Origin of the sequence: Mesorhizobium sp. LNJC394B00, from assembly GCF_000502555.1 — a bacterium.
Taxonomy (GTDB): Bacteria; Pseudomonadota; Alphaproteobacteria; order Rhizobiales; family Rhizobiaceae; genus Mesorhizobium.
In genome coordinates this window covers 516,282-541,701 of sequence record NZ_AYWH01000002.1, presented here as the reverse complement: position 1 = coordinate 541,701, position 25,420 = coordinate 516,282, and the positions used below count along the sequence as shown (strand labels likewise).

The window sequence follows — 25,420 nt, the reverse complement described above, 5'->3', positions numbered from 1 at the left end:
ACTCCAGGTTGTAAAATTTCCGGCATCGAACAATGCTGGGCCTACTGTATACGGATATCGAACGATGCCAGGCACGCACGGCCCGCTCAACGCCCTTCTCGACCTGCGTCGAATGCCGGTCGCCAATGCGGAACTGGGGCCACTGGCCGGGCTGCGCCTGGCTGTGAAGGACATTTACGACGTCGCCGGCTACCGCACCGGTTGCGGCAATCCGGTGAAGTTCGCCGAGTCCCACGCCGCGTCCAGCACGGCACCGGCCGTGCAGATGATTCTCGACGCCGGCGCGCGTTTCATCGGCAAGACGCAGACCGACGAGTTCGCCTTCTCGCTGATGGGCCAGAACGCGCATTTTCCGTTTCCGGTGAACCCGGCCGCTCCCGATCGCGTCACCGGCGGCTCGTCCTCCGGATCGGCGGCGGCGGTGGCCGGCAAGCTTGCCGATATCGCCACCGGCTCCGACACCGGCGGCTCGATCCGCGCCCCGGCGAGCTTTTGCGGATTGATCGGGCTGCGCACCACGCATGGCCGCATCTCGCTCGAAGGCACGATGAAGCTGGCGCCGAGCTTCGATACGTTCGGCTGGTTCGCCGACGACATCGAAACCTATGAGACGATCGGCAAGCTGTTGCTTGGCCGCGACCCGCATCAGCATCCGCTCAACCGGCCGCTTTCGATCCGCTGGCTGGACGCTTTCGTGGCCGGCCCCGCCGAGGCAGCCGAATATGCCAGGATGAGAGCGCTGGCCGCCAGTCTTGTCGGTGAGCCGGCGCCGGTAGAGTACAGCTTCGCCTCCTTCCCCGACGAGCTCTACTGGTGCTTTCGCCGCCTCCAGGCCGCCGAGGCCTGGCAGCAGCATGGCGCCTGGATCATTTCGGGCGAGCGCGATCTCGGGCCGGGCGTCGAGGAGCGCTTTGGTTTCGGCCGGACAATCGACGAAAAGACCGCGCGGGCCGAGGCGGTGCGACGCTTGACGTTCCGCTCCGAGCTAGCCGCGCTGCTCGGCCAGGACGGGTTTCTTGTCCTGCCTACCGTTCCAGGCCCCGCACCTCTGGTCAAAAGCGAGCCGCAGCAGCTCCAAGCCTACCGCGCAAGGGCCTTGCATCTTTTGTGCCTTTCGGGTCTTTCAGGCTTTCCGCAAATCACCCTGCCGCTGGGCTCGGTCGACGGTGCCCCTTTCGGCCTCTCTCTGCTCGGCCCTCCCGGCAGCGACATTGCCCTGATACGGCTCGGCCGGCGAATTCTCGATGCGGCTCGAAAGGCCTGATGATGGATACACTGACCCGCATGCGCGCCTTCATCGACGTCGTCGAGGCCGAAGGCTTTTCGGCGGCCGCGCGCAAGATCGGTCGCTCCAAGGCGCTGCTGTCGAAATATGTGCGCGAACTTGAGGACGAACTCGGCGCGCTGCTGCTCAACCGCACCACGCGGCAGTTCTCGTTGACCGAGGCCGGCCATACCTATTACAGCCGCGCTTCGGAAATCGTGCGCGAGGTCGACAGCCTGGCCGACGCCGTGCGCGAATCCTCCGGCGACGTGCGCGGCAGGATCAAGCTGTCGGCGGCGCGCACCTTCGCCGACGCGCCGATCGGCCAGTCGCTCATCGATTTCGCCAAACAGCATCCCGACATCGTGCTCGACATCCATCTCGACGACCGTTTTGTCGATCTGGTCGAGGAAGGTTTCGATCTCGCCGTGCGCATCTCGCGCCTGGAGAACTCATCGCTGATCGCCCGCCGCCTGGGGCCGTTTTCGATCAAGCTTTGCGCCTCGCCGGAGCTGATCGCCAAGCACGGCAAGCCGACACGCCCGCAGGATCTCGCCAACTTGCCCTGCATCGTCGACACCAATGGCCGCTCGCTCGCCAACTGGCGCTTCAGGGGCGAGGGCGAGGAGTCAGTCAGTGTCAACGTATCGGGTCCCATCGAGGTCAACAGCCCGATGGCCGCGCGAGCCGCCGCCGTGTCCGGCCTGGGCTTCACCATCCTGCCCGATTTCATCGCCGCCCCCGACCTCGCATCCGGGCTGCTGGTGTCGTTGCTCGACGACCGCATCCAGTCGGGCAGCGGGATTTTCGCCGTCTACCCGCACCGTCGCTATCTGCCGGCCAAAGTCCGTGTTTTCGTCGATTTCCTGGTGCAGTGGTTCAAGACGCGCGAGAGCGCCTGACCCGGTCTTGCTGTGTCGCGGTCCCAATTTCGCCCGCTTTCTGGTAACCTCTCGAAATCTCTCCGAGGCCGATGGAACAGCGACCGAGAATGCATCTGAAACGGCACGCAATCATGCTGGCTTCGGCCCTGACGGCGCCTTTTGCTGCCGTCGGAGCGGCTGGCGCGCATCCTCATGTCTTCGCCGAGGCCCGCCTCGACGTGATCCTCTCTCCGGATCACCAAAGTGTGAAAGCGCTGCGCCACCTCTGGCGTTTCGATGATCTGTTTTCGAGTACGGTGATGATGGAGTTCGACAAGAACTCCGACCTGAAGCTTGACGACAAGGAGCTGAAGGATGTCGCCGACACCGTTCATGCCTCGCTGGCCGAATTCAACTATTTCCAGCTCGTCACCGTCGACGGCAAGGACGTGCCGATGACGCCGCCACCGCATCTGATGGCCAATTTCGACAACGACCAGTTGATCATCCTGTTCGAATCCGAACCCAAGGTGCCGATCAAGCTCGCCGGCAAGATCGATTTCGGCGTCTACGATCCAACCTTCTACACAGCGATCGACTTCACCGAGGATAGCAACATCACCGTGGAAGGCCTGCCCTCGAACTGCACCAAGAGCGTCATCCGGCCAGATCCAGACGAGGCGATCAAGGAAAACCAGAAGACCCTGACGGACGCGTTCTTCAACGACCCGACAGGCACCGACATGAGCAAGATCTTCGCCACCAAGCTCGAACTGAATTGCCCGCCAGAAGGATAGATCCGGTGATGAAAACGTCCCTGCGTTTGGCATTCGGCCTCGTGGCCGCTGCCCTGCTGATGACGCACTTTCTCGGGCAGGCCCATGCCCAGAGTTCACTCGGCATCGGTGTCAATGACGGCATGGCGCCCACGACCGGCCCGTTCGCCCACATCCTGATGTGGATCAATCTGCGCCAGCAGGAATTCTACCGCGCACTGGCCACGGCGATGAAAGCAATGCGCGAGGACGGCAGCAAGATGTGGCTGCTGATCGGCCTGTCCTTCGCCTACGGCATTTTCCACGCCGCCGGCCCCGGCCATGGCAAGGCGGTGATCTCGTCCTACATGGTGGCCAATGAAGTGGCGCTCAGGCGCGGTATCCTGCTGTCCTTCGTCTCGGCGCTGCTGCAGGGCCTGACCGCGATCCTGGTGATGCTGCTTGCCTATTTCGTCCTGCGCGGCACCGCGATCTCGATGACCGACGCAGCCTGGTTCATGGAGATCATGAGCTATGTCTTCGTCACTTTGTTCGGCGCCTGGCTGCTGTGGCGCAAGCTTGGGCCCACGGTCCAGCGCTGGTTCGGCAGGGCGCCCGCCTACAGCCTGTCGGCAGCCCACGCCGGCCATGGCGGCCATTCGCATGCCGGTCACAGCCACGCGGCGCAGGCGCATGCCTTGCATGTGCATCACGACCATTCGCATGATCATCACGATCACGCCGCGCACGACGACGACACACACGATCATTCCCATCACGACCACGCTCATCACAATCACGCCGCTCACGATCAACCGGCCGGCGAGGTCTGCGACACGTGCGGCCATTCGCATGCGCCTGATCCGGCGCTGCTGTCGGGCGATCGCTTCGACTGGCGCACGGCCTGGTCGGCTGTAGCCGCCGTCGGCATCCGCCCCTGCTCCGGCGCGCTGATTGTGCTCAGCTTCGCGCTGCTCAACGGCCTGTGGCTCGGCGGCCTGCTGTCGGTGCTGGCGATGTCTATCGGCACCGCCATCACAGTCTCGGCGTTGGCGACGATCGCTGTGACAGCCAAGAACTGGGCGGTCTATTTCGCCGGCGATGGCCGCATGGGCAACCGTATCCACACATTCGTCGAAATCGGCGGCGCCGCGTTCGTCTTCCTGTTCGGGCTGTTGCTGTTGTCGGCGAGCCTGTCCGGAACTGTATGACCTCGGCGGGTCAGGCCTGACCCGCGATCTTTCCGCCCAACTCATCCTCGATATGAGCGCGGATGATTTCATCGAAACTGTTTTCGGCGCTGAAGCCGAGGTCCGTTGCACGGCGCGCCTCGAAGCGCGTCGGCCAACCCTTGACGATCGCCCAGATGGTCTCATCCGGCTGTTCGCGGATCAGCTTCACGACGTCGGCGCCTGCAATGCGCTCCAGCGCCTCGATCTGCTCGCCGACGGTGACGGCAACGCCGGGCATTGTGAGGTTGCGGCGCGGCCCGACAGCGGCACCGTCGAGCCCGGCGGCATGGATCAGGAAGTTCACCGCCGAACGCGGGCTGGCATGGGTGTGCAGCACCGAGCGCGGCACCGGCAGGATCGCCTCGTGGCCGCTCAGCGGCTCGCGGATGATGCCGGAGAAGAAACCTGACGCCGCCTTGTTCGGCTTGCCGGGCCGCACGCAGATGGTCGGCAGCCTTATGCCGATGCCGTCGAAGAAGCCGCGCCTGGAATAGTCGGCCAGCAGCGCCTCGCTCATCTGCTTCTGGGTGCCGTAGGAGGTCAGCGGCGTCGGATGAAAGTCGTCCGGGATGACATCGGGGAACGGCGCGCCGAACACCGCGATCGACGAGGTGAAGACCAGACGCGGCGAAAAGCCCGCCAGCCGGACCGCATCGAACAGAGCCCGTGTGCCGTCGAGATTGACGCGGTAGCCGAGATCGAAATTGGCTTCCGCCTCACCCGACACGATGCCGGCGAGATGGAACATGACGTCGGGGCGTGACGCCACCAGGCTCTCGGCAGCACCGGCGTCGGCAAGGTCGCCGGTATGCGTGGCGATGCTGACGCCGTCCATCGCCGGCGCCTGCGGCGGCACGATGTCGTGCAGGTCGAGCCCGGTGATCTTGCGGCCGTTGAGCGTGCCGTCCTTGGCCAGCCGGTCGACAAGTTTGCGGCCGACCATGCCGGCGGCGCCAGTAATCAGGATGCGCATTTCAAAGCCTCTTATTTGCCCTTGTTCTGGCTGCGACCCCGCAACCAGAACACCAGAAAGAATGCCAGCACGAAGGCGATGCCGACGATGCCGGCAAGTACGGTCGAGATATTGCCGACAGCCAGCATCACCGTCGGCAGATAGAACGCCGCGATGCCGAACAGCAGCATGATCCAGGCTGCGGCAATCAGCGCGTTTCGCGTGTCGCGATCCATCATGCCGTCCCGCCACATTGGGAACTCGTCAACTCGGATGCCAATGCCATGAAATTCCCTGTCAGTGATAATGGCCGTGATGCGGTGGCGCACCATGGTCGTGGTCATGATCGTGCTCGTCATGGCTGTCGGCGCACTGGCCGAATTCCGGTTCGACCGTCGCGTGGCTGATGCCGTGTTCGGCGGCGAGCCGCTTCTTGATGGCGCTGACCGCCTGGTGCGGATCGACGCCATCGTTGAGGCAGGCATGCAGCGTCGCCATGTTGCTGGAGCCGTCCAGCGACCAGACATGCATATGGTGCACCTCGCGCACGCCCTTGACGGTGCCGGCAATGTCCTTGGCGATGATGTCGCGGTCGAGGCTTGCCGGTACGCCTTCGAGAAGGACGTGGGCGGCTTCGCGCATCAACGACCATGCGGTGGACAGGATCAGCACCGAGACCAGCACCGACAGAATCGGGTCGATCGGCGTCCAGCCGGTGGCCAGGATGACCAGCGCCGCCACGATCGCCGCCGCCGAACCGAGCAGGTCGCCCAGCACATGCAGGATGGCGCCGCGCATGTTGAGGCTGTCGTGGTCGCCGCCATGCAGCACGAAGAACGAGGCGAAGTTTACCAGAAGGCCGGCGATCGCCACCACCAGCATCGGCCCGCCCAGCACCGGCGCCGGCGTCATCAGCCGGCCCCAGGCTTCGTAGACGATCCACAACGCAATGGCGAAGATGGCGATGCCGTTGGTGTAGGCGACCAGCGTCTTGACCCGGCCGAAGCCATAGGTCAGGCGCACTGTCGCCGGCCTTCCGCCAAGATGGAAGGCGTACCAGGCAAGGCCAAGCGCGATCGAGTCCGCGAGCATGTGGCCGGCGTCGGCCAGCAGCGCCAGCGATCCCGTCAAAAGGCCGCCAAGCACTTCGGCAACCATGAAGCCGGCGGTCAGGCAGGCTGCGATCAGCACGCGTTTCTTGTCGGTCGAGCCATGCACATGGCCGGCGCCATGCCCAGCATGCGAACCATGATCATGGCTGTGCGCCATCGAAAAAAACTCCTGTTACGCGCCGAACTCGGCGCGGAAATCCTCGAGCCGCCGCTTCTGCCGGCCTTCGCCATCGAAATTGGCAGGATCGAGCCATGCCTCATAGGCTTTGCGCAGCGCCGGCCATTCCTTGTCGATGATCGAGTACCATGCCGTATCGCGGTTTTCACCCTTGACCACAAGATGCTGGCGGAAAATGCCCTCGAACTTGAAGCCGAACCGCTCCGCAGCGCGCTTCGAAGGGTCGTTGCGGTTGTTGCATTTCCACTCGTAGCGGCGATAGCCGAGCCCGTCGAAAATGTACTTCATGAACAGGAACTGCGCTTCGGTCGCTGCCGGCTTGCGCGAGATCAGCGGCCCCCAATAGATGTTGCCGATCTCGATGACGCCATAGGTGGGATCGATGCGCATCAGCGCCTGTCGCCCGGCGACCTTGCCGCTGGCCTTGTCGATGACGGCGAAGAACAGCGGATCCTCGCTCGCCTCGACCTTGTCTAGCCATGGCTGGAAATCGGCGCGGGTTTGTGGCGGGTAGTCGGGCAGCCAGGCAAAGCGTCCATCGATGTCGGGCACGGACGACGCCTCGTACAACCCATCGCCGTGCTTTTCGGCGCTCAGCGGTTCGAGCCGGACATAGCGGCCGTCAATGGGCTTGCGCCCGGGCCGCGGACGCGCTTGCCAATCTTTGAGATTTTCCGACACGCAAAACTCCAATCCGTTTGACTTTTGTGAGCAGACGCTCACAAAAACGCGACCTAACAGCAAGAACCACACGGACGGGAAAAATGCTCCACACGATTTCGGCCTTCGACCGTCTCGGCGAGGAAAACGCCTTTGCCGTGCTGGCGCGCGCGACTGCACTGGCTCAACAGGGCCGCGACATCGTCAATCTCGGCATCGGCCAGCCCGACTTCAAAACGCCGCAGCACATTGTCGAGGCCGCGATCAAGGCGCTGCGCGACGGCCACCATGGCTACACCCCGGCCAATGGCCTGCTGGCGACGCGCGAAGCGGTGGTGCGGCGCACGCTGACCACTACCGGCGTCGAAGTCTCGCCCGAGAATGTAATGATCCTGCCCGGCGGCAAGCCGACCATGTTCGCGGCCATCTTGATGTTCGGCGAACCCGGCGCCGAGATCCTCTATCCAGACCCAGGCTTTCCGATCTACCGCTCGATGATCGAGTTCACCGGCGCCGCGCCCATTCCGGTGCCGATCCGCGAGGAGAACGGCTTTGCCTTCTCGGCCGAGGAGACGCTGGGGCTGATCACCTCGAAGACGAGGCTGCTAATCCTCAACTCACCGGCCAACCCGACCGGCGGCGTCACGCCGCGCGCCGAGATGGAGAAGCTGGTGAAGGGACTGCAAGCGCATCCGCAGGTCGCTATCCTCTCCGACGAAATCTACGACGTCATGACCTATGACGGCGAGACGCATTTTTCGCTGCTCAATTTTCCGGAAATTCGCGACCGGCTGATCGTGCTCAACGGCTGGTCGAAGACATGGGCGATGACCGGCTGGCGCATGGGCTGGTCGATCTGGCCGAATGGCCACAAGGGCGGGCATCTCTACGACAAGGTCCGCAAGCTGGCGGTCAATTGCTGGTCCTGCGTCAACGCGCCGAGCCAGTTCGCCGGCATCGCCGCCATCGACGGCCCGCAGGACGATGTCGACAAGATGATGCGCGCCTTCGACAACCGCAGGAAGATCGTGGTCGAGGGGCTGAACGCGCTGCCCGGCGTCTCCTGCATCACGCCCAAGGGCGCCTTCTATGCCTTCCCCAATGTCTCGAAGACCGGCTGGAAGGCCAAGAAGCTCGCCTCGGCACTGCTCGAGGAGGCCGGCGTGGCGCTGATCGGCGGCCCCGATTTCGGCATTCTCGGCGAAGGCTACATCAGGCTTTCCTACGCCAATTCCGAAGAGAACATCTTGCACGCGCTGGAGCGGATCGAGGCGTTTTTGAAGAAGTAGGCCTTCGGCTGTTCACCCACGCCCCACGAACGGCATCTTGGTCGCCATCACGGTCATGAACAGCACGTTGGCGTCGAGCGGCAGGCTGGCCATGTGGACGACGGCGTCGGCGACGCGCTGGACGTCCATCACCGCTTCGGCGGCGATGGTGCCATTGGCCTGCGGCACGCCGACGGTCATTGCGTGCGCCATATCGGTCAGCGCGTTGCCTATGTCGATCTGGCCGCAGGCGATGTCATAGGGCCGGCCGTCGAGCGCCAGCGTCTTGGTCAGCCCCGATATGGCGTGCTTGGTCGCGGTGTAGGGCACCGAGCCCGGCCGTGGCGCATAGGCCGACACCGAGCCATTGTTGATGATGCGGCCGCCCATTGGCTTTTGCTTGCGCATGACGCTGAAGGCGGCGCGGGCGCATAGGAACGATCCGGTGAGATTGACGCCGACAATATCGTTCCAGACCTCGACCGGGATCTCGTCGATGGGCGTCGACTTGTAGCTCATGCCGGCATTGTTGAAGAGCAGGTCGACGCGGCCGAAGGCTGCGGCCACCGTCTCGAACAGATCATCGACTTCGCCGGCCTTGCTGATGTCGCAGGCAACCGCCAGCGCCTTGGCGTCCGTTTTCCCGGCCTCGGTAATGGCGGCATCGAGCACCGCTTTGCGGCGGCCGCAAAACACCGTGTTCCAGCCCGCCTTCAGCAGCGCCGTGGCGACGCTCTTGCCGATGCCGGTGCCGGCGCCGGTGACGATGGCGGTTTTCTCTGGGAGGGCTGTCATGGATTTTGCTCCTGCGCGCCGCGCATCCCGGCACAGATCGGGGTGCATCCGAATGCACCGACCCATCGCAAATGAAGGCGATCATGGCAAGTGGCCCCAGTTTTGAGACAACGACATGCATCAGGACAAAAACATGAAGCGCGACGCGCTTTATGTGATCGGTCCAACAAAAAGGGCGGTCATTGGCGACCGCCCTGATCTGAACCGGGCTTGGGAGGAGGAAAGCCGATCCGACTGACTAAAATCATGCGCTTCCTCGGTAAACGAGACGTTAACGCATTTTTTCCGCCTCGGCCCCCCTGCCTCAGGCGCGCGGCTGCGTTGTCTACCAGCGCGGGTTCGGCGCCGTGCCTGACGGAACCGGCACCTTGGCCGCAGACACGGTCGCCTCGACATGGTCGACCAGCGCATCCGGCAGGCCGAGCCGGCCGGCGAGCAGGTCGAGATAGCCGCGTTCGGCGCGCGTATCGGGGTCGATCGTCAGTCGCGACGCCGTGTAGAGCTCGAGCCTCTGCTCATCGGTCTTGGCGCCGGCGATCAGCGTATCGAGGTCGAGCGGGCTGTCCAGCTCCGCCATCAGAAACTTTTCCGCTTCCGTGCCGATGCCGGCCAGACTGAGCTTGCCGGCGATCTTTTGGCGTTCCGCGTCATCGACATGGCCATCGGCCTTGGCCGCCGAGATCATCGCCCGCACCAGGGTCAGCGTGAACTCGTCCTCCCCCTGTGGCGCCTGTGAAGGATGAAAGCCGGTGTCGGCGGGCGGCGGCAGCAATTCCGGCTGGCCGGCCGCCGGCGCCTGCTCGGGTGCATTGCCGGCCTTGTAATTCTGGTAGGCCTTGTAGGCGAGACCGCCGATCGCAGCCAGTCCGCCGAGCTTCACGGCCGTGCCGGTGACCTGCCGTCCCGTGCCGGTTCCAAGCAGCACCGCGGCCAGCGCACCGGCGGCCAGCGGATTGTCCTTGGCCATCTGCACAGCCTGCCCGGCCTTGTCGCGAACGGTGCCGGTTGTGCCGGGAACTTGCGAGCCGAGCAGATCGTCGAGAAGCTTCTTGGGGTCGAACATGGTGCCTCCAGAAAAGGGCCCGCGCCAAACGTGAACGGGCAGGTTTTGGACGTTGCAGAGGTAGGTCCCGCACACTGACATTTTGACGGAGACGCGCTTTACTATCGGCGCCGGCAATGCCGCAAATCGGTGATCGGTGTGTCGATACCGGCCTCGGCTTGCGCTAATGTCGCCGCCGCATTGCCGAGGGAGGAACCTTGCCGTGACCGATCAACCTGGCCGGGAACCGGCGCGCGATCCGCAGGATCTGGAACGTTTGTTGATCGACCGGCAGTGGGCCGGAGACATTGACGGCATGGTGGCGCTGTTCCAACCCGATGCCGTCATCGACACCGGAGCAGCCGAATTGACGCGTGGCCACGAGGCGATCCCCGCGCTTTGTTCGAAGCCTTTGCCGCGAGCGGACGAAAGTTCCAGCGCGGCGAGCAGCGCCCGGCGGCCATCAACGGCGACCTCGCGTTGACGTCGACCAGGCTTGCCGACGGCTCGATAACCTCAGAGGTCGCGCGCCGGCAGGCCGACGGCACATGGCTGTGGGTGATCGACCGCTATTCTGTCGTGTGGTGATCCAGTCAGGGCGTCGGCGGCACTTAACTGCCGATATGTCCCCTGCCCCGCGCCTGCGCAAGTTCGACCTGGCGCTGGCGCTCGGCATAGCGGGTGCGATCCTCATCCGAGCGTGCCTCGTAGCAATGCGGGCATGACACGCCGGTGGAAAAATGCGGCGACAGCCGGTCCTCCGGCGTCAGCGGATGCCGGCAGGCGCGGCAGAGTTCGGCCTCGCCTTCGGTCAACCCATGCGACACCGAGACCCGCTCGTCGAAGACGAAACACTCGCCCTGCCACAGGCTGTCTTCGGCCGGCACCTCTTCAAGATATCTGAGGATGCCGCCCTTGAGATGGAACACATCCTCGAAGCCGAGCGACTTCACATAGGCCGTCGCCTTTTCGCAGCGGATGCCGCCGGTGCAGAACATCGCAACCTTGCGGCCGTCGAGTTGGTCGCGGTGTTTTTCCACCCAGGCCGGGAATTCGCGAAAGCTCGACGTGCGTGGATCCACCGCGCCCTCGAACGTGCCGATCGACACTTCGTACGTGTTGCGAGTGTCGATGACGATGGTGCCGGGGTCCGAGATCAGCGCGTTCCAGTCGGCCGGCGCGACATAGGTCCCCGCACCCGTCGCCGGGTCGAGGTCTTCGACGCCCATGGTGACGATCTCGCGCTTCAGCCGCACCTTCATGCGATGGAACGGCATTTCGGCGGCAGTGCTGTATTTGACCTCGAGATCGGCAAGACCCTCGATGGCCTCGAGATAAGCGATCAGGTCGGCTATGTCGGTTTCGCTGCCGGCGACCGTGCCGTTGATACCTTCCTGCGCCAGAAGCAATGTGCCCTTGATGCCGCGCCCGCAGCAGAAGGCGGCAAGCGGCGTGCGCAATTCTCGCAGCGCGTCGAAGTCGCCTAGCCTCGCAAATTTGTAGAGCGCAGCGACGCGCACGGGTTCATGATTGGTCATCGCCGAGCCACTAAACCGTGGTCAAAGCGGATTCAAGGCAGAGCTAAAGACACCTTGTCGGTATTCGCCAGCAGGCTCGTTGGCCGACATGTGACATCGCGGCAGGCCGGGTTTCGTGGACTCGGAATCGGCCTTCTGCTAATCGGTTGAAATCACCTAGGGAGAGACAAGCCAATGCCCAGCAAGACCGAAAAGCTCCTGTCGCTGCTCAATGGCCAGCCGGTCATTCCGGTGCTGAAGATCGCCAATGTCGCGGACGCCGTCCCGCTCGCCCGGGCGCTCGCCGCCGGCGGCCTGCCGGCGATCGAGATCACGCTGAGAACCGCCGATGCGCTGGAAGCGATCCGCCGCGTCGCCGGTGAGGTCGAGGGCGCCATTGTCGGCGCCGGCACAATTCTCGATGCCAAGCAGTTCGACGAGGCAGCGGCCGCCGGATCGAAATTCATCGTCAGCCCCGGCGTCACGCGAGAGTTGCTGGCGGCGACCAAGGACAGCGACGTTCCCTTGCTGCCCGGCGCCATCACGCCCGGCGAGATCATGGCTGCCCGCGAGGCCGGCCTGCGGTTCCTGAAATTCTTCCCGGCCGAACAATCCGGCGGCATCGCCTCGCTGAAGGCCTTTGCCTCGCCGCTGGCCGACGTGAAATTCTGCCCGACCGGCGGCATCTCGGCCAAGAACGCCGCCGACTATCTCAGCCTGTCCAACGTTATCTGCGTCGGCGGCTCGTGGGTGGCGCCGGACGAGTTGGTCAAGGCCGGCAAGTGGGATGAGATCGAGGCGCTCGCACAGACCGCGAGCAAGCTCGGAAAATAACCTCCGCTACTTTGTCTTTGCGCAATTCCCAAGGGAAGCGCTCCGCGCTTTTCCGGGAAAATCACAGTGTTCCCGGAATTGCACTCGGCACAAAAACCCGCCAGCTGCGCCGACTGGGTTTGCTACGCGTTGAGATTTTGGTTCCCGCTCATGGGCTCGAACCACGATTCACGCCTTCAAAGGGCGCTGTCCTACCATTAGACGAAGCGGGAATGCAGCTTGGTGGTTAGCATTCTGTGGCGATGGAAGCCAGTGCTCGAGATCTCGCTAAAAACAAAAGCCGCACAGGTTGCCCAGCGCGGCTTCGAGTCGATAACGCCCCGGTCACGCCCTTACTTCGTCTGGAAGCGGGCGACCGAAAGGAATTTTACGGCATTGCCGGTGAAGCGGTTGGCATCGGCCATCTGGTTGTCCGCCTGGAAGCCTGCGGTGTAGACCTCGCTCGGCGGCGTATGCACGATGTTGTAGGCATAGCGCGGCGCTGTCGTTGGGCTGGAAACGGTGGCGATGTTGTCGCCGCTGCTCAGCGCCCAGCGGGCCGCCTGCGGTTCGGCCGCCACCACCACTGCCTTCGGTCCTGGCTTCAGGTCGCGGGCCGAAGCCCTGGCTTCCTTGCGTGTCGTCTTGACGCCGGCGCCGATCACCGAGGCTGGATCGGTACCGGCGGGACGGGCAGCAATAGCGCCGCGCGGCGATGCGGCATCGACACCTGACGGATCGTTGAACGCAGAGCGCGGCTCAAGCGACGCAACCTGATAGTCGTCGGTAGCACCGGCTGTATCGGCGGCGCTGGCCTGTTCGAGAACCGCCTTGACCTCGTCCGGACGCTGCGACGGCAGCACCGAGAACGCGTCGGTTGCGGTCTGCTTGTGGGCAGCCGTATCGGCCAGCGCCAGCAGAACGCCCTTGTCCTGCGGCGCAAGCTCAGCCGGCGGCGAAGAGCGGTCGGGACGCCAGGTCGGCAACGGGACGTTGACCGCGACCTGCGCCGGAGCGGCAGCTTGATCGGCCCCCTGGTCGGCATTGCTCGCATCGGCCGTGCCGAACGGCACATTGGCCGGCGCCTGCGCCGTCGCCACCGTCTGTTCGGTGGTGGCATCGGCCACGCCGAACGGCACGGTCTCAGGTTGTTGCGCGCCGACATCGGCCTTCGGCCGCGGTGCGAAAGCGGGCAGCGGCACTTCCTTGGCGGGCAGCGCGGCGATGATCGTCTCCGGCGTGTCCTGCGGCTCCGCATCGTCAGCGCTGTCGTCGGCAAGCTGCGGAATGTTGGCGCGCTTGGCGTTCTGCGGCGACACGATCGCGATGCCAGGCAGATTGCTGTTGTTGTTGCTCGTGGCAGCCAGCACCGGCTTCACGCTTCTCGGCGGCGGCGCGGCGGTAGCGACATCGGCGCTGTCGTCGGCTTCGTCTTCACCGCCACCGCCAAAGAACGCGGACAGGAAGCCACCGGATTTCTTGGTGCTGCCGCCTGCGCTGGCCATCATGATGGCAGGAGAACCGGCGCCCTTGCGTGCCTTGTAGGAGGCGAGCGCTTGGTCATAACCCGGCAACGGCCTGCCGTCGCTCGGCACATGCAGCGTCTTGCCATTGGGGAACAGGCTGACCAGTTCCTGGCGGCTGATGCCTGGCCAATGCCGCACATTGCCGACGTCCATGTGGACGAAGGGCGAACCCGACGACGGATAGTAGCCGACGCCGCCGCCCTGCATCTTCAGGCCGATGTTGCGCAGCTTTTTCAGCGGCACACCCGGAATGTAGAAGTCCATCGCCTTGCCCAGCATATGCTGGCTTTCCTTGGCGACACCGCGGCTGCGGCTGCGCAGCATCGAATTGGTCGACGGCGAGCGATAGCCGCAAACGACCTGGATGTAGTCGGTGGCGCCGGCCTGCCGGTAAGCTTCCCACACCAGATCGAGCAGGCGCGGATCCATCTTGGTCGGTTCGTTGCGACGCCAGTCGCGCAGGATGATGTTGATCTTCCTGAGGCCTGCCGGATCGTAGCGGCCATTGCGCTTGTAGACGATCTCGGCCTTTTCGTGCGTGTGTAGGTGATAGAGCTTGAGCGAGCGCGTTTCAGCGCTGGCGCCGGCAGCAGTTGCGGCGAGGAAAGCGAACGCAACGATCAACGCTGCCAGCCATCTCGGCCAGACGCCCATGTGATCGCGCCGCCCGTTTCTGTGTCGTTCGACTTTGTTCAAATCAAAAGGCCTTGCAGGCTGCCGTTTGTCCCCGGATTTGTCCAAACGGATGCGTGGTTCTCACATCCGAATATCGATCCTAATGGTTAATCATCGCTTATTGAAGCCGAAATGCGGTAACACCGTGGCGATATCCCGTCAAAAATAATACACAGGATTTCTTGGTAAACTGCTGGTTTAGATCAAGATTCAGCCTTTTCCCGCTACACGATCTGTTACCGCTGGCCTTAATGCGTGAACAACGGCGTCGCATCAGCCATATTCCCGCCCCAACCCCTTATGCAGCGCCGGATGTGGCATGGCAAGCTGGTCCCGGCGTTGCGTTGGCAAGCTGTGGAATTCGGCGTTCAGGAGGCAAGGCGGTCGAGGCGGCCGGTTTCCGGGTCGATGCCGTATTCCTTGAGCTTGCGGTAGAGCGTCGAGCGGCCGATGCCGAGACGCCGTGCGACCTCGCTCATCTGGCCGTTGTAATGGTCGATGGCGAGCTTGATCATTTCGAGTTCGACATCGGCCAGCGCACGCACATTGCCACGCTCGTCCAGCGCCCTCAATGTGCCGAAACGCTGAAGCAACCTGGCCGGAGGGGCGAGCTCGGCAGCTGCAGTACCGGCGTCATCAGTCTGCGCGCCATCGCCTTGCGATCCGGTGCTCAAGGCCATGCCGGGGTCCGACAAGGACGCATCGGCGTCGAGATTGACGGTGCCGTCGACCTGCGCCCGGATCTGCGGAAATTCGTCAGTCGTGAGCACATCGCCTTCGGCAAGCACCGAGGCCCTGAACACGGCGTTTTCCAGCTGCCTGATGTTTCCCGGCCAATCATAGGCCTGCAGCATGGCCAGTGCGGCATCCGAGATGCCGTGCAGGCGATTGCCCGCCGGCGCCACCTTGTCCATGAAATGCTTGACCAGATAGGGGATGTCGTCGCGGCGGTCGCGCAGCGGCGGCACGACGATCGGGTAAACGTTGAGCCGGTAGAACAGGTCCTCGCGAAACTTGCCGTCCTTGACCTGCTGCAGAAGGTTGCGGTGCGTGGCCGAGATCAGCCTGATGTCGACCCTGACGGTGGAACGGCCGCCGACCGGATCGACCTCGCCATCCTGCACGGCGCGCAACAGCTTGACCTGCACGTCGAGCGGCAGGTCGCCGATCTCATCCAGGAACAGGGTGCCCGAATGCGCCTCGACGAACTTGCCGGTGTGCTTTTCGGTGGCGCCGGTGAACGAACCTTTTTCGTGACCGAACAGGATCGATTCGACCAGATTGTCGGGGATGGCGCCGCAATTGACGGTGACGAACGGCTTTGTGCGGCGTTCGCCGCTGCCCTGGATGGCGCGCGCCACCAATTCCTTGCCGACGCCCGATTCGCCCTCGATCAGGATCGGGATGTTGGAGGCCGCAGCCTTCTGGCCGAGGCGGATCACCCGGTCCATCGCCGGGCTGTGCGTGATCATGTCCTTGAAGGTCAGGTGGCCGCCGCGACGCCGCGACGTGCGCTTGACCTCGTCCTCGACCGCCTCGACCTTGAGCGCGTTGCCGACCGCGGTCTGCAGCCGGTCGGGAGACGCCGGCTTGACGACAAAATCGAAAGCGCCGTGGCGCATCGCCGAAACCACCGTTTCGATGCCGCCCTGCGCAGTCTGCACAATGACGGGAACAGTGATGCCGCGCTCGCGCATCGCCTTCAGCACGCCGATGCCGTCGAGGCCCGGCATGACAAGGTCGAGGATGACTGCCGAAATATCCCTCGCATTGGGTCCGTCAAGCGCGCTCAGACCGGCCTCGCCGCCATCGGCAACGATGGCGCTGTGGCCGAATTTCGTCACCGCCGCCTCGAGCAGCCGGCGCTGCACGGGATCGTCATCGACTATAAGAATGGAACCTGTCATGACTGATTTGAGTTGCCCGCCTGGGAAATTCCCATGGATCATCTTGGCACAGGGTTCTAAACAAGGTTTCAAAAAACCCGGTGAACGAATTCCTTAGGATTTGACCGGCTTGTCCTTTCCCCTTGATTCCAGAAGGTAATTGTTGATGAGCAGGATTCTCGGTCGGCAGCTTGCGGCGGTAGCGTCCGGTCAGGGCGCGGCGGAACTCGGCGACCTGCCGGAATGGAATCTCGCCGATCTTTATTCCGGCATGGAGGCGCCCGAACTGAAGCGCGACCTTGCCAAGGCGGCGGCCGATGCCGTCGCCTTCGAGAACCGCTGGAAGGGCACGCTGGCTGCGGAGGCCGAGCGCGGCAGCGCCGGCAGGCTTGGCGAGGCGCTGACAGCCTATGAGGCGCTGGAGGAACTGATCGGCCGCATCGTCTCCTATGCCGGCCTGATCTATGCCGGCAACACCGCCGATCCGCAGCGCGCAAAGCTCTATGGCGACATCCAGGAGAAGATGACCGACGCCAGCGCGCATCTTTTGTTCTTCGCGCTGGAGCTGAACCTGATCGACGACAAGGCGCTCGAAGCAGCCCTCGCCGCCGACGCCGGCTTTGCCCATTACCGCCCCTGGGTGCTCGACCTCAGAATGGACAAGCCCTACCAGCTCGAGGACCGGGTCGAGCAGCTGTTCCATGAGAAATCGATCACCGGACGCGGTGCCTGGAACCGGCTGTTCGACGAGACGATGACCGATCTGCGCTTCGACATAGACGGCGAGGAACTGACGCTGGAGCCGGCGCTGAACCGCCTCCAGGACGCCGATGGGGAGGTCCGCCGCCGCGCCTCCGAAGCGCTGGCCGCAACCTTCCGCAAGAGCCTGCGCACCTTCACGCTGATCACCAACACGCTGGCCAAGGACAAGGAGATTTCCGACCGCTGGCGTGGCTTCGAGGACATCGCCGACTCCCGCCATCTCGCCAACCGCGTCGAGCGCAGCGTGGTCGATGCGCTGGCGTCTGCCGTGCGCGAGGCCTATCCGCGCCTGTCTCATCGCTACTACGCGATGAAGGCGCGCTGGCTCGGCATGGAGGTGATGAACCACTGGGACCGCAACGCCCCCTTGCCCGAAACGCCGCAAGCGGTGATTCCTTGGGATGATGCCAGGAACACTGTGCTGTCGGCCTATCAGCGCTTTTCCCCCGACATGGCGGAGATCGCCCGCACCTTCTTCGACCGCAACTGGATCGACGCGCCGGTCAGGCCCGGCAAATCGCCCGGCGCCTTCGCCCATCCGACCGTGCCTTCGGCGCACCCTTACGTGCTGCTCAACTACATGGGCAAGCCGCGCGATGTGATGACGCTGGCGCATGAACTCGGCCACGGCGTGCATCAGGTGCTGGCCGGCGGCCAGGGCGCCCTGATGGCTTCGACGCCGCTGACTTTGGCCGAGACGGCCTCGGTGTTCGGCGAGATGCTGACCTTCCGTTCGCTGCTCGACCAGACCACCGACAAGCGCGAGCGCAAGGCGATGCTCGCCCAGAAGGTCGAGGACATGATCAACACGGTCGTGCGCCAGATCGCCTTCTACGAGTTCGAGCGCAAGGTGCATGCAGAGCGCAAGAACGGCGAACTGACCTCCGACAAGCTCGGCCAGTTCTGGCTCGAGGTGCAGGCCGAAAGCCTGGGGCCGGCGATCAAGCTGCGTGAGGGCTATGAGGTCTTCTGGACCTACATCCCGCACTTCGTCCACTCCCCCTTCTACGTGTACGCCTATGCCTTTGGCGACTGCCTGGTGAACTCGCTCTACGCGGTCTACCAGAACGCCGAGCATGGCTTCCAGGACAAGTATTTCGAGATGTTGCGCGCCGGCGGCACCAAGCATCACTCGGAGCTTCTCGCGCCCTTCGGCCTCGACGCCACCGACCCCGCCTTCTGGCAGATCGGGCTTGGCGTGATCGGCGGCCTGATCGACGAGTTGGAAGCGCTCGACAGTTAATGCGCGCACCCATTGGACCGATGGCGCAGAGTGACAGGTTCAGGAGCGGTCTCGACTTTGCGGAATCGCAGAACAGTTTAGCCGGAATGCATGTGACGGCAGCGTTGTTCTTGTTCTAAATATCTGTTCTTGAATAACTCTCCGGCGAAATTTTCCGTTAGCTTTCCCGAAGCCGTATGATAGCTTTCCGACCGAAGCTCAGCCGGGCGCGCGGCTTAAGGCCGGACAGCATCCCGGCCCATGGCAGCGGTCTGACGAATGCGACAGCGACGGTTGGCAATGGGCGGGAAAGCCGAACGCCGACAGTCGACGACAGACCGGCTGTTCCCTGAGCCGCCGAACCACATTGGATGATCCGATCTGCCAAGGTCATGACTTGGGACGGCGGCGGACGGATCCGACTGGAGAGAGACGATGACCTTCTTTTACATTGTCCTGGCGTTCCTTGTAGGTGTGTTGGTTGGCTGGTTTATCTGGGGCCGGCTGCGCGGCGAACTTGACAGCCTGCGCGGCGATCTCGACCGCACCCGCAGCGAGCGTGACAGACTGCGCGCCGACGCCGATCGTCTGACTGGCGAACTCGACGCCTGCGGCAAGACCCGCGCCGATCTCGAACGCCGGCTGCGTGAAACATCGACTCCATCCGCCAAGCCTTCCAGTTCGGCGCCGGCCGCGCTGGTGTCGACAGCGGCAACGGCCAAGTCCGCCTCGGCCGCGAAACCTGCCCCCGCCAAACCCGCCGCGGCCAAACCAGCTGCGGCCAAATCCGCGGCCGCAAAACCAGCGGCCAGCAAACCTGCCGCCGCCAAGGCCGCGCCCAAAGCCGCGGCTTCAAAGCCCGCCGCCGTCCCGAAGAAGGCCGCCCCGGCAGCTGGGAAGGCCGACAACTTGCGTCGCCTGATCGGTATCGGCCCGGTCAACGACAAACTGCTCAAGGGCCTTGGCGTCACGACCTACGCGCAGATCGCCGGCTGGACCGCGGCCGACGTCAAGCGCATCGAGGACACGCTGAATTTCGACGGCCGCATCGCTCGCGAAAAGTGGGTCGAGCAGGCCAAGCTGCTTGCCGCCGGCGACGAAAAGGAGTTCGCACGCCAATTCCCGAGCGCCGGGACCGCCAACAACAGCTGATCTGTCATCGGCAACATAACCAGAAGGCGGCGCTCTCGGGCGCCGTCTTTGTTTTTGCATTCGCCACTGTCTTTGCGCCCTGCGACGCCGCTCCCTCGATTGCACGCCGCCCGGCCCCCATATAGAGCGGTTCTGGCGTCATCGACCGCAGTACCCGAGCCCCATGCCCCTGCCCTCTGCCATTTTCCGCAACGATGAAAGCGGCCGTCAGTTGGTCTTCGACCACCCGGCCGACATCATCATTGCCTATGATGGCAAGGATTTTCTGCCGGCGCTGGCGGCCGCGCAGGCGGCGAGCGATGCCGGCAAATGGCTGGCCGGCTATTTCTCCTACGAAGCGGGCTATCTGCTCGAACCGAAACTGGTGCCGCTGTTGCCTGAAGGCCGGCGCGCGCCACTGGTTTGTCTGGGTGTCTTCGATGCCCCGGCCGAAGAGGCCGTGCCGCGCAACGATGCGCCGGCCACCAATGGCCCCATCTTCGACGCCAGGGCCAGTTGGTCCGCTCAGGACTACGCCAAACGCTTCGCGCGCCTTCACGACCACATCCGCAAGGGCGATTGCTACCAAGGCAACCTGACCTTTCCGGTCCGTGCCCAATGGTCGGGCGATCCGCTTGCTGCCTTCGACGCACTGACAGGACGCCAGCCGGTCAAGTATGGCGCACTGATTTCGCTCGGCGATCCCATCGTCTTGTCGCGTTCGCCCGAGCTGTTCTTCGAGATCGATGCCTTAGGCATGATCGAAACCCATCCGATGAAGGGCACCGCACCGCGCGGCGCGACCAAGGCCGAGGACGCGCGGTTGAAGTCCTTCTTGCGCAGCGATGAAAAGAACCAGGCCGAGAACCGGATGATCGTCGATCTCCTGCGCAACGACATCTCCCTGATCAGCGAGATCGGCACGCTGGAAGTGCCGGAACTGTTCCGCATCGAGAGCTACCCGACCGTCCATCAGATGGTGAGCCGTGTGCGGGCGAAGCTTCTGCCTGATCTCGGCATCCGCCAAATCTTTGGCGCGCTGTTTCCCTGTGGCTCGATTACCGGCGCACCGAAAATCCGCGCCATGGAAATCCTGCACGAGCTGGAAGAGACACCGCGCGACGTCTATTGCGGCGCCATCGGCTGGATCGCGCCTGCCGGCATGATGCGCTTTTCGGTGGCGATCCGCACCATATCGCTCTTTTCCAGTGGCGAGGCCGTTTACAATGTCGGCGGCGGCGTCGTCTTCGATTCGACGGCGCAAGAGGAGTATCAGGAGTGTCTGCTGAAGGCGCGCTTCGCGACGGGGACACCGCCGATTTCGAGCTGATCGAGACGATGCGCTGGGAGCCCGGCCAGGGCTTTCTGCGCTTCGAACGCCATCTCGCGCGCCTTTATGGCTCGGCGGAAGAACTCGGCTTTGCCTGCGATCCGCAGCGGATCGGCGAGGTGCTGGCGAATACTATCGGGGCGCAGCAAAAGGCGCTGCGCACCCGGCTCGTCCTGCAGCGCAATGGCGAAGTGACCGCCTCGGTCCAGCCCTATGAGCCGTTCGCCGCCGACAAGGTCTGGCGGCTGCAGCTGGCACGGGTGCGGCTCTCCTCCACCGACACGCTGCTGCGCCACAAGACCGGCCGGCGGCAAGTCTACACTCACGCCCGCTCCGAATATCTGATCACCCAGGCCGACGAAGTGTTGCTCGCAAATGAGCGCAGTGAAATCTGCGAAGGCACCATCACCAACGTCTTCGCCGATTTCGGTGATGGCATGCTGATGACACCCAGGCTCGACTGCGGGCTGCTGCCTGGCGTATTGCGCGCCGAGCTGCTGGACGAAGGCCGCGCCCAGGAGGCGATCTACAGCTATGACGAGTTGAAATCCGCCAAAACACTGTTCGTCGGCAATTCTCTGCGCGGCTTGATCCCGGCAACATTGGCCTGATACGAAGCGGCTGCGAGAATAACCGCCGGCATTGGACACTTTCTAGCGAAGCATGAATTCTCGTCAGCCCACGCACACGCCCTATGATGGCTCCTCAAAGCTCTTCACCATCGGGCTGAAGCCGCTCGAACTCGACAAGTGGATCGAGGTCGACCGGTATCTCTTCGACCATCTCGCCGAAAAGCGCCGGCTGTATGCCGAAATCCCCGACAAGGTGTTTGTCGAGGAAGACGGCACGCGCGACGCCCAGCGCGAAGTGCGCGGCCTCATCGAAGCACATCTGCTGTCGACATTTCCCGGGATGTACCGGCGCACCAATGCCGGGGTTGAGGTCATTGGCGCCAAAGCCGACTCTGACGCCACCTTCCCCGATGCCCCGCTGGTCGCAGCGTCGCTGCTCGTCCAGGAAGACCTGATCCTGATGCGCCGTGACGACACCGGCTGGCGACTCGCCGCCGGCTCGCTGTGCTTCCCGTCATCCTGGTCGCTGGTCGAAAAATTCGGCCGGCCGCTGCAGCAGATCCACGCACCGGTGCCGGGCTTCGGTCCGGGCACCAGGCCGGCCGAGCTCATCAACCGCATGTTCGACGGCCTGCAGGGTCAGGCTGTCGAACGCTTCAACTGGTCGATCCAGGCCGACGACGCGCTCTATCATCCGCTCTCCAATGTCGAGCGCATCGACCGCGCCACCAGGCGCCCCTCGCGATTTCCCGACGGCGACGTCAACACCCACGCCTTCATCCGCGTCGAGCGCCAGACGCTGCGCAAACTGCCTCTGTCGCGCGACATCCTGTTCACCATCCGCATCCACCTCGACCCGCTGAAAGTGCTGGCGCGGCATCCCGACCGGGCAACGCTTGCCGCCTCTTTCGCGGCGCAATTGCAGGCGCTGGATGAGGCTCAACTCGACTATAAGGGGATGACGTCAGACCGTGACAGGCTGGTGCAACGCCTGCAAGCCATGACGCTGGAGTGACGATGATCCGAAAAATCCTGGAGCAAGCCGTATTGCTCGGTGCATTGCTGGCGTTGCCGGCAACGGCGCTCGCCGACCCCGTCACCTATGCCGGCAAGCTCGGCAACATCGACATCGTCGTCGAGTTTACCGGCGATCCGGCGACGGCTGGAGAGGCACTGGCGGCGCGCTATTTCTACCGCACCAAGGGCATCGATATTCCTCTGCAGGCGAAGTCGAGCAAGGGCGCCACCTTTCAATTGGCCGAGGAAGAAGCCTGCGATGCCAAGAAGTGCGGCGACGGCCAGGCTCCACCCATCGGCGCCGTCTGGCGGTTGAGTTCCGCCGACAAGGGCAAGACGCTGGAAGGCACCTGGACGGCCAAAAAGACCCTGCCGCTGAAGCTGACAAGGATCGCCAGCCGTGCCCAGACAGAGACGCCGGCGACGACGCCACGCGATCTCTATGATTTCACCGACATGACATTCTCGGGTGACGATGCGCCGATCACCATGGCGGCATCGCCCTACGACTATCTCAAGCTGGATTTCGCGCCCAAGGCAGACGCCAAGGAAGGTTGGCCGGATGCAGCCTACAACTATGTCACCGATCCGCGCACCAAATTCGCCAGGCCGCGCATCGTCGATCTCGCCGGCAGTGCGCCGATCGAAGCCGCCAATGCCTTGCTGCAGAACCGCCATTGGCATGACAGCCTCAGCGCCTTGACATGCGCGGCGCTGCAATATGCCGGTTTCCACGACGGGCCGCCGATGGAGGGCATGGACGACGATTCGCTTGGCGGCTATGAAGACACGACGTCCAAAGTTACGTCATTGACGCCGAAGCTGATGAGCTGGTCGGAATCCGGCAGCCTCTATTGCGGCGGTGCGCATCCGAACAACTATTCCGACGCCTATGTCATGGACGTGCGCCGTGGCGCCTTGCTTACCCTTCAGGACATGTTTTCCGATACGGTCGACGGCAAGCCAGGCCCCTCGCTGGCCACCTTCGTCAAGGAGAAGCGCAAGAAGCCAAGCGACCAGACCGAGGTGGATTACGAGGCCGAATGCGGCATCGACGATTTGATCGGCGACTATCTCGGCGCCAGCCTGAAGCGCGATGGCGACAGGCAGGTTCTGGTCTTCGGCCTGCAAGGTTTGCCCAACGTCATCCAGGCTTGCGGCGGCGATCTCGTTGAAATCCCGGACTCCGAAGCACAAGCGCTGCTCACGCCGGAATTCGCGAAACTGCTCGAACCGTAGGCGCATCTGCGCCGTCGGGAACTAACCTTATCCCTGCTTTTCGCTTTATTGTGACAATGATCTATGGTTTGTCGCGCGGCGGTCGAACGGCCGTTTTGGCGCGTTGCTTGAAGGAGTGCTCGATAAAATGGCGAATGAAAACTGGCCCGTTTACGGTGAAATCACCGGCCCTGTCGTGATGATCGGCTTTGGTTCGATCGGACGGGGAACGCTGCCTCTGATCGAGCGCCATTTCAAATTCGACAAGTCGCGCATGACGGTCATCGACCCGCTCGACACCGACCGCAAGCTGCTCGACGAGCGCGGCATCGCCTTCGTCCAGGAGCACGTGACCGAGAAAAACTACAAGAAACTGCTGACGCCGCTTTTGACCAATGGTGGCGGCCAGGGCTTTTGCATCAATCTGTCGGTCGATACCGGCTCGGTCGACCTGATGCGGCTCTGCCGCAAGCTCGGCGTGCTCTACATCGACACCGTCGTCGAGCCGTGGCGCGGCTTCTATTTCGACGCCAGGGCCGACAATGCCAGCCGCACCAACTACGCGCTGCGCGAAGCCTTGATCAAGGAGAAGCACGACAAGCCCGGCGGCGCTACCGCGGTTTCGACCTGTGGCGCCAATCCGGGCATGGTCTCGTGGTTCGTCAAGCAGGCGCTGCTGAACCTTGCCGGCGACCTCGGCCTCGAGTTTTCCGAACCCGCGCAGGACGACCGTGACCGCTGGGCCAAGCTGATGAAAAAGGCCGGCGTCAAGGGCATCCACATCGCCGAGCGCGACACCCAGCGCACCAAGAAGCCGAAGCCGATGAACGTGTTCTGGAACACCTGGTCGGTCGAGGGTTTCATCTCGGAAGGGCTGCAGCCGGCCGAGCTCGGCTGGGGCACGCATGAGAGATGGATGCCGAAGAACGGCAAGGAGCACAAGCATGGCTCCAAGGCTGCGATCTATCTCGAACAGCCCGGCGCCAACACCCGCGTGCGCTCCTGGTGCCCGACGCCGGGCGCGCAATACGGTTTCCTGGTGACGCACAATGAGGCGATCTCGATCGCCGACTTCTTCACCGTGCGCGGTAAGAAGGGCAAGGTGCAATACCGCCCGACCTGCCACTATGCCTATCACCCCTGCAACGACGCCGTGCTGTCGCTGCACGAAATGTTCGGCGCTGCCGGCAAGCCGCAGCCGGTCCACCATGTGCTTGACGAAAACGAACTGGTCGACGGCGTCGACGAGCTTGGCGTGCTGCTCTACGGCCATGCCAAGAACGCCTACTGGTACGGTTCGCAGCTGTCGCTGGCCGAAGCCCGCAAGCTGGCGCCCTACCAGAACGCTACCGGCATGCAGGTCACCTCGGCCGTGCTCGCCGGCATGGTCTGGGCGCTGGAAAACCCGGAGGCCGGCATCGTCGAGGCCGACGAGATGGACTACAAGCGCTGCCTGGAAGTGCAGTCCCAGTATCTCGGACCGGTCAAGGGCTACTACACCGACTGGACGCCGCTCGATAACCGTCCGGGCCTGTTTCCCGAGGACCTCGACAAAAGCGACCCGTGGCAATTCCGCAACATCCTCGTTCGATAGCGGTTCCATACCCCTGCCCCACTGCCTTGCAATCGC

General features: G+C 63.6%; 25 protein-coding genes and 1 tRNA gene. 15 read left to right on the top strand and 11 right to left on the bottom strand.

What is annotated here, in order from left to right; translation table 11 throughout:
* The first annotated feature begins 64 nt into the window (after positions 1-64).
* From X751_RS156600 to X751_RS156615, 4 genes are all read left to right on the top strand, one after another.
* Positions 65-1,264 (top strand): amidase, encoded by a 1,200-nt coding sequence (locus X751_RS156600; protein WP_023744212.1) that lies wholly within the window; start codon positions 65-67, stop codon positions 1,262-1,264.
* Between the two features lie 2 nt (positions 1,265-1,266).
* Complete coding sequence (locus X751_RS156605) at positions 1,267-2,166, top strand: LysR family transcriptional regulator (RefSeq protein ID WP_023744211.1); 900 nt, start codon at positions 1,267-1,269, stop codon at positions 2,164-2,166.
* Between the two features lie 89 nt (positions 2,167-2,255).
* The gene (locus X751_RS156610; RefSeq protein ID WP_023744210.1) at positions 2,256-2,924 is read left to right on the top strand and encodes a DUF1007 family protein; all 669 of its coding nucleotides are present in this window, start codon (positions 2,256-2,258) and stop codon (positions 2,922-2,924) included.
* Positions 2,921-4,093, top strand: coding sequence for a nickel/cobalt transporter (locus X751_RS156615; protein WP_023744209.1), 1,173 nt, complete (start codon positions 2,921-2,923; stop codon positions 4,091-4,093). The genes X751_RS156610 and X751_RS156615 overlap by 4 nt, the downstream gene beginning before the upstream one ends.
* Positions 4,094-4,103: 10 nt before the next feature.
* On the opposite strand, the gene denD is transcribed toward X751_RS156615, so the two are convergent.
* The 4 genes from denD to X751_RS156635 are packed head-to-tail and all read right to left on the bottom strand — an operon-like array spanning position 4,104 to position 7,037.
* Positions 4,104-5,087, bottom strand: a complete 984-nt coding sequence (gene denD / locus X751_RS156620) for a D-erythronate dehydrogenase (RefSeq protein WP_023744208.1) — start codon at positions 5,085-5,087, stop codon at positions 4,104-4,106.
* An 11-nt stretch (positions 5,088-5,098) separates the two neighbouring features.
* Entirely contained in the window at positions 5,099-5,305 is a 207-nt protein-coding gene (locus X751_RS156625) for a hypothetical protein (RefSeq protein WP_023683268.1), read from the bottom strand.
* 58 nt (positions 5,306-5,363) lie between these two features.
* Positions 5,364-6,335 carry a cation diffusion facilitator family transporter gene (locus X751_RS156630; protein WP_023744207.1) on the bottom strand — a complete coding sequence of 324 codons (972 nt, stop codon included), beginning with the start codon at positions 6,333-6,335 and terminating at the stop codon, positions 5,364-5,366.
* Positions 6,336-6,350: 15 nt separating this feature from the next.
* A complete protein-coding gene (locus X751_RS156635; RefSeq protein ID WP_023744206.1) occupies positions 6,351-7,037 on the bottom strand; it encodes a GNAT family protein in 687 nt (228 codons plus the stop codon).
* Between the two features lie 83 nt (positions 7,038-7,120).
* Between X751_RS156635 and X751_RS156640 the strand changes: the two genes are divergently transcribed.
* On the top strand, positions 7,121-8,305 hold the full coding sequence (locus tag X751_RS156640) for a pyridoxal phosphate-dependent aminotransferase (RefSeq protein ID WP_023744205.1): 1,185 nt from the start codon (positions 7,121-7,123) through the stop codon (positions 8,303-8,305).
* Positions 8,306-8,317: 12 nt separating this feature from the next.
* Here X751_RS156640 and X751_RS156645 read toward each other — a convergent pair whose 3' ends face one another.
* Positions 8,318-9,079 carry an SDR family oxidoreductase gene (locus X751_RS156645; RefSeq protein WP_023744204.1) on the bottom strand — a complete coding sequence of 254 codons (762 nt, stop codon included), beginning with the start codon at positions 9,077-9,079 and terminating at the stop codon, positions 8,318-8,320.
* Between the two features lie 115 nt (positions 9,080-9,194).
* On the opposite strand from X751_RS156645, the gene X751_RS1000000168415 reads away from it, so the two are divergent.
* Positions 9,195-9,317, top strand: coding sequence for a hypothetical protein (locus tag X751_RS1000000168415; RefSeq protein ID WP_023710951.1), 123 nt, complete (start codon positions 9,195-9,197; stop codon positions 9,315-9,317).
* 87 nt (positions 9,318-9,404) lie between these two features.
* Here the strand turns inward: X751_RS1000000168415 and X751_RS156650 are convergent, their stop codons facing one another.
* Positions 9,405-10,142, bottom strand: a complete 738-nt coding sequence (locus X751_RS156650) for a tellurite resistance TerB family protein (RefSeq protein WP_023744203.1) — start codon at positions 10,140-10,142, stop codon at positions 9,405-9,407.
* A gap of 163 nt (positions 10,143-10,305) precedes the next feature.
* Entirely contained in the window at positions 10,306-10,503 is a 198-nt protein-coding gene (locus tag X751_RS1000000167835) for a hypothetical protein (protein ID WP_245265741.1), read from the bottom strand.
* 17 nt (positions 10,504-10,520) lie between these two features.
* Here X751_RS1000000167835 and X751_RS1000000167830 point away from each other — a divergent pair, with 17 nt between their 5' ends.
* A complete protein-coding gene (locus X751_RS1000000167830) occupies positions 10,521-10,709 on the top strand; it encodes a hypothetical protein (RefSeq protein ID WP_245265740.1) in 189 nt (62 codons plus the stop codon).
* Between the two features lie 23 nt (positions 10,710-10,732).
* Here X751_RS1000000167830 and X751_RS156655 read toward each other — a convergent pair whose 3' ends face one another.
* Positions 10,733-11,659, bottom strand: coding sequence for a rhodanese-related sulfurtransferase (locus tag X751_RS156655; protein WP_023744202.1), 927 nt, complete (start codon positions 11,657-11,659; stop codon positions 10,733-10,735).
* Positions 11,660-11,833: 174 nt separating this feature from the next.
* Between X751_RS156655 and X751_RS156660 the strand changes: the two genes are divergently transcribed.
* Positions 11,834-12,472, top strand: coding sequence for a 2-dehydro-3-deoxy-phosphogluconate aldolase (locus X751_RS156660; protein ID WP_023744201.1), 639 nt, complete (start codon positions 11,834-11,836; stop codon positions 12,470-12,472).
* Positions 12,473-12,610: 138 nt separating this feature from the next.
* Here the strand turns inward: X751_RS156660 and X751_RS156665 are convergent.
* From X751_RS156665 to X751_RS156675, 3 genes are all read right to left on the bottom strand, one after another.
* Positions 12,611-12,684, bottom strand: a tRNA-Gln gene (locus X751_RS156665).
* Between the two features lie 120 nt (positions 12,685-12,804).
* A complete protein-coding gene (locus X751_RS156670; RefSeq protein ID WP_023686395.1) occupies positions 12,805-14,631 on the bottom strand; it encodes a DUF882 domain-containing protein in 1,827 nt (608 codons plus the stop codon).
* A gap of 389 nt (positions 14,632-15,020) precedes the next feature.
* On the bottom strand, positions 15,021-16,559 hold the full coding sequence (locus X751_RS156675; RefSeq protein ID WP_023671940.1) for a sigma-54 dependent transcriptional regulator: 1,539 nt from the start codon (positions 16,557-16,559) through the stop codon (positions 15,021-15,023).
* Between the two features lie 145 nt (positions 16,560-16,704).
* Here X751_RS156675 and X751_RS156680 point away from each other — a divergent pair, with 145 nt between their 5' ends.
* The 7 genes from X751_RS156680 to X751_RS156710 all read left to right on the top strand — a co-directional run bounded on the left by X751_RS156680 (position 16,705) and on the right by X751_RS156710 (position 25,384).
* Positions 16,705-18,543, top strand: coding sequence for a M3 family oligoendopeptidase (locus X751_RS156680; RefSeq protein WP_023744200.1), 1,839 nt, complete (start codon positions 16,705-16,707; stop codon positions 18,541-18,543).
* A 414-nt stretch (positions 18,544-18,957) separates the two neighbouring features.
* Positions 18,958-19,674, top strand: coding sequence for an NADH:quinone oxidoreductase (locus X751_RS156685; RefSeq protein ID WP_023683256.1), 717 nt, complete (start codon positions 18,958-18,960; stop codon positions 19,672-19,674).
* A 163-nt stretch (positions 19,675-19,837) separates the two neighbouring features.
* Positions 19,838-20,983: an aminodeoxychorismate synthase component I gene (locus tag X751_RS156690; protein WP_023683255.1), complete on the top strand. Its 1,146-nt coding sequence runs from the start codon at positions 19,838-19,840 to the stop codon at positions 20,981-20,983.
* Positions 20,932-21,594: an aminotransferase class IV family protein gene (locus X751_RS156695; RefSeq protein WP_031199162.1), complete on the top strand. Its 663-nt coding sequence runs from the start codon at positions 20,932-20,934 to the stop codon at positions 21,592-21,594. The genes X751_RS156690 and X751_RS156695 overlap by 52 nt, the downstream gene beginning before the upstream one ends.
* Before the next feature lie 52 nt (positions 21,595-21,646).
* Positions 21,647-22,570, top strand: a complete 924-nt coding sequence (locus tag X751_RS156700; protein WP_023701040.1) for a DUF3445 domain-containing protein — start codon at positions 21,647-21,649, stop codon at positions 22,568-22,570.
* A gap of 2 nt (positions 22,571-22,572) precedes the next feature.
* Positions 22,573-23,811, top strand: coding sequence for a hypothetical protein (locus tag X751_RS156705; RefSeq protein WP_023683252.1), 1,239 nt, complete (start codon positions 22,573-22,575; stop codon positions 23,809-23,811).
* Between the two features lie 127 nt (positions 23,812-23,938).
* Complete coding sequence (locus X751_RS156710) at positions 23,939-25,384, top strand: homospermidine synthase (RefSeq protein ID WP_023683251.1); 1,446 nt, start codon at positions 23,939-23,941, stop codon at positions 25,382-25,384.
* Positions 25,385-25,420: the final 36 nt, after the last annotated feature.

Coding starts and splice junctions, on each gene's coding strand:
- X751_RS156670 (WP_023686395.1), bottom strand. CDS start 14,631: ATGGGCGTCTGGCCGAGATGGCTGGCAGCGTTGATCGTTGCGTTCGCT.
- X751_RS156705 (WP_023683252.1), top strand. CDS start 22,573: ATGATCCGAAAAATCCTGGAGCAAGCCGTATTGCTCGGTGCATTGCTG.
- denD (WP_023744208.1), bottom strand. CDS start 5,087: ATGCGCATCCTGATTACTGGCGCCGCCGGCATGGTCGGCCGCAAACTT.
- X751_RS156605 (WP_023744211.1), top strand. CDS start 1,267: ATGGATACACTGACCCGCATGCGCGCCTTCATCGACGTCGTCGAGGCC.
- X751_RS156640 (WP_023744205.1), top strand. CDS start 7,121: ATGCTCCACACGATTTCGGCCTTCGACCGTCTCGGCGAGGAAAACGCC.
- X751_RS156645 (WP_023744204.1), bottom strand. CDS start 9,079: ATGACAGCCCTCCCAGAGAAAACCGCCATCGTCACCGGCGCCGGCACC.
- X751_RS156630 (WP_023744207.1), bottom strand. CDS start 6,335: ATGGCGCACAGCCATGATCATGGTTCGCATGCTGGGCATGGCGCCGGC.
- X751_RS156700 (WP_023701040.1), top strand. CDS start 21,647: ATGAATTCTCGTCAGCCCACGCACACGCCCTATGATGGCTCCTCAAAG.
- X751_RS156650 (WP_023744203.1), bottom strand. CDS start 10,142: ATGTTCGACCCCAAGAAGCTTCTCGACGATCTGCTCGGCTCGCAAGTT.
- X751_RS156610 (WP_023744210.1), top strand. CDS start 2,256: ATGCATCTGAAACGGCACGCAATCATGCTGGCTTCGGCCCTGACGGCG.
- X751_RS156690 (WP_023683255.1), top strand. CDS start 19,838: ATGCCCCTGCCCTCTGCCATTTTCCGCAACGATGAAAGCGGCCGTCAG.
- X751_RS156680 (WP_023744200.1), top strand. CDS start 16,705: ATGAGCAGGATTCTCGGTCGGCAGCTTGCGGCGGTAGCGTCCGGTCAG.
- X751_RS156655 (WP_023744202.1), bottom strand. CDS start 11,659: ATGACCAATCATGAACCCGTGCGCGTCGCTGCGCTCTACAAATTTGCG.
- X751_RS156660 (WP_023744201.1), top strand. CDS start 11,834: ATGCCCAGCAAGACCGAAAAGCTCCTGTCGCTGCTCAATGGCCAGCCG.
- X751_RS156625 (WP_023683268.1), bottom strand. CDS start 5,305: ATGATGGATCGCGACACGCGAAACGCGCTGATTGCCGCAGCCTGGATC.
- X751_RS156600 (WP_023744212.1), top strand. CDS start 65: ATGCCAGGCACGCACGGCCCGCTCAACGCCCTTCTCGACCTGCGTCGA.
- X751_RS1000000168415 (WP_023710951.1), top strand. CDS start 9,195: ATGCATCAGGACAAAAACATGAAGCGCGACGCGCTTTATGTGATCGGT.
- X751_RS156675 (WP_023671940.1), bottom strand. CDS start 16,559: ATGACAGGTTCCATTCTTATAGTCGATGACGATCCCGTGCAGCGCCGG.
- X751_RS156710 (WP_023683251.1), top strand. CDS start 23,939: ATGGCGAATGAAAACTGGCCCGTTTACGGTGAAATCACCGGCCCTGTC.
- X751_RS156685 (WP_023683256.1), top strand. CDS start 18,958: ATGACCTTCTTTTACATTGTCCTGGCGTTCCTTGTAGGTGTGTTGGTT.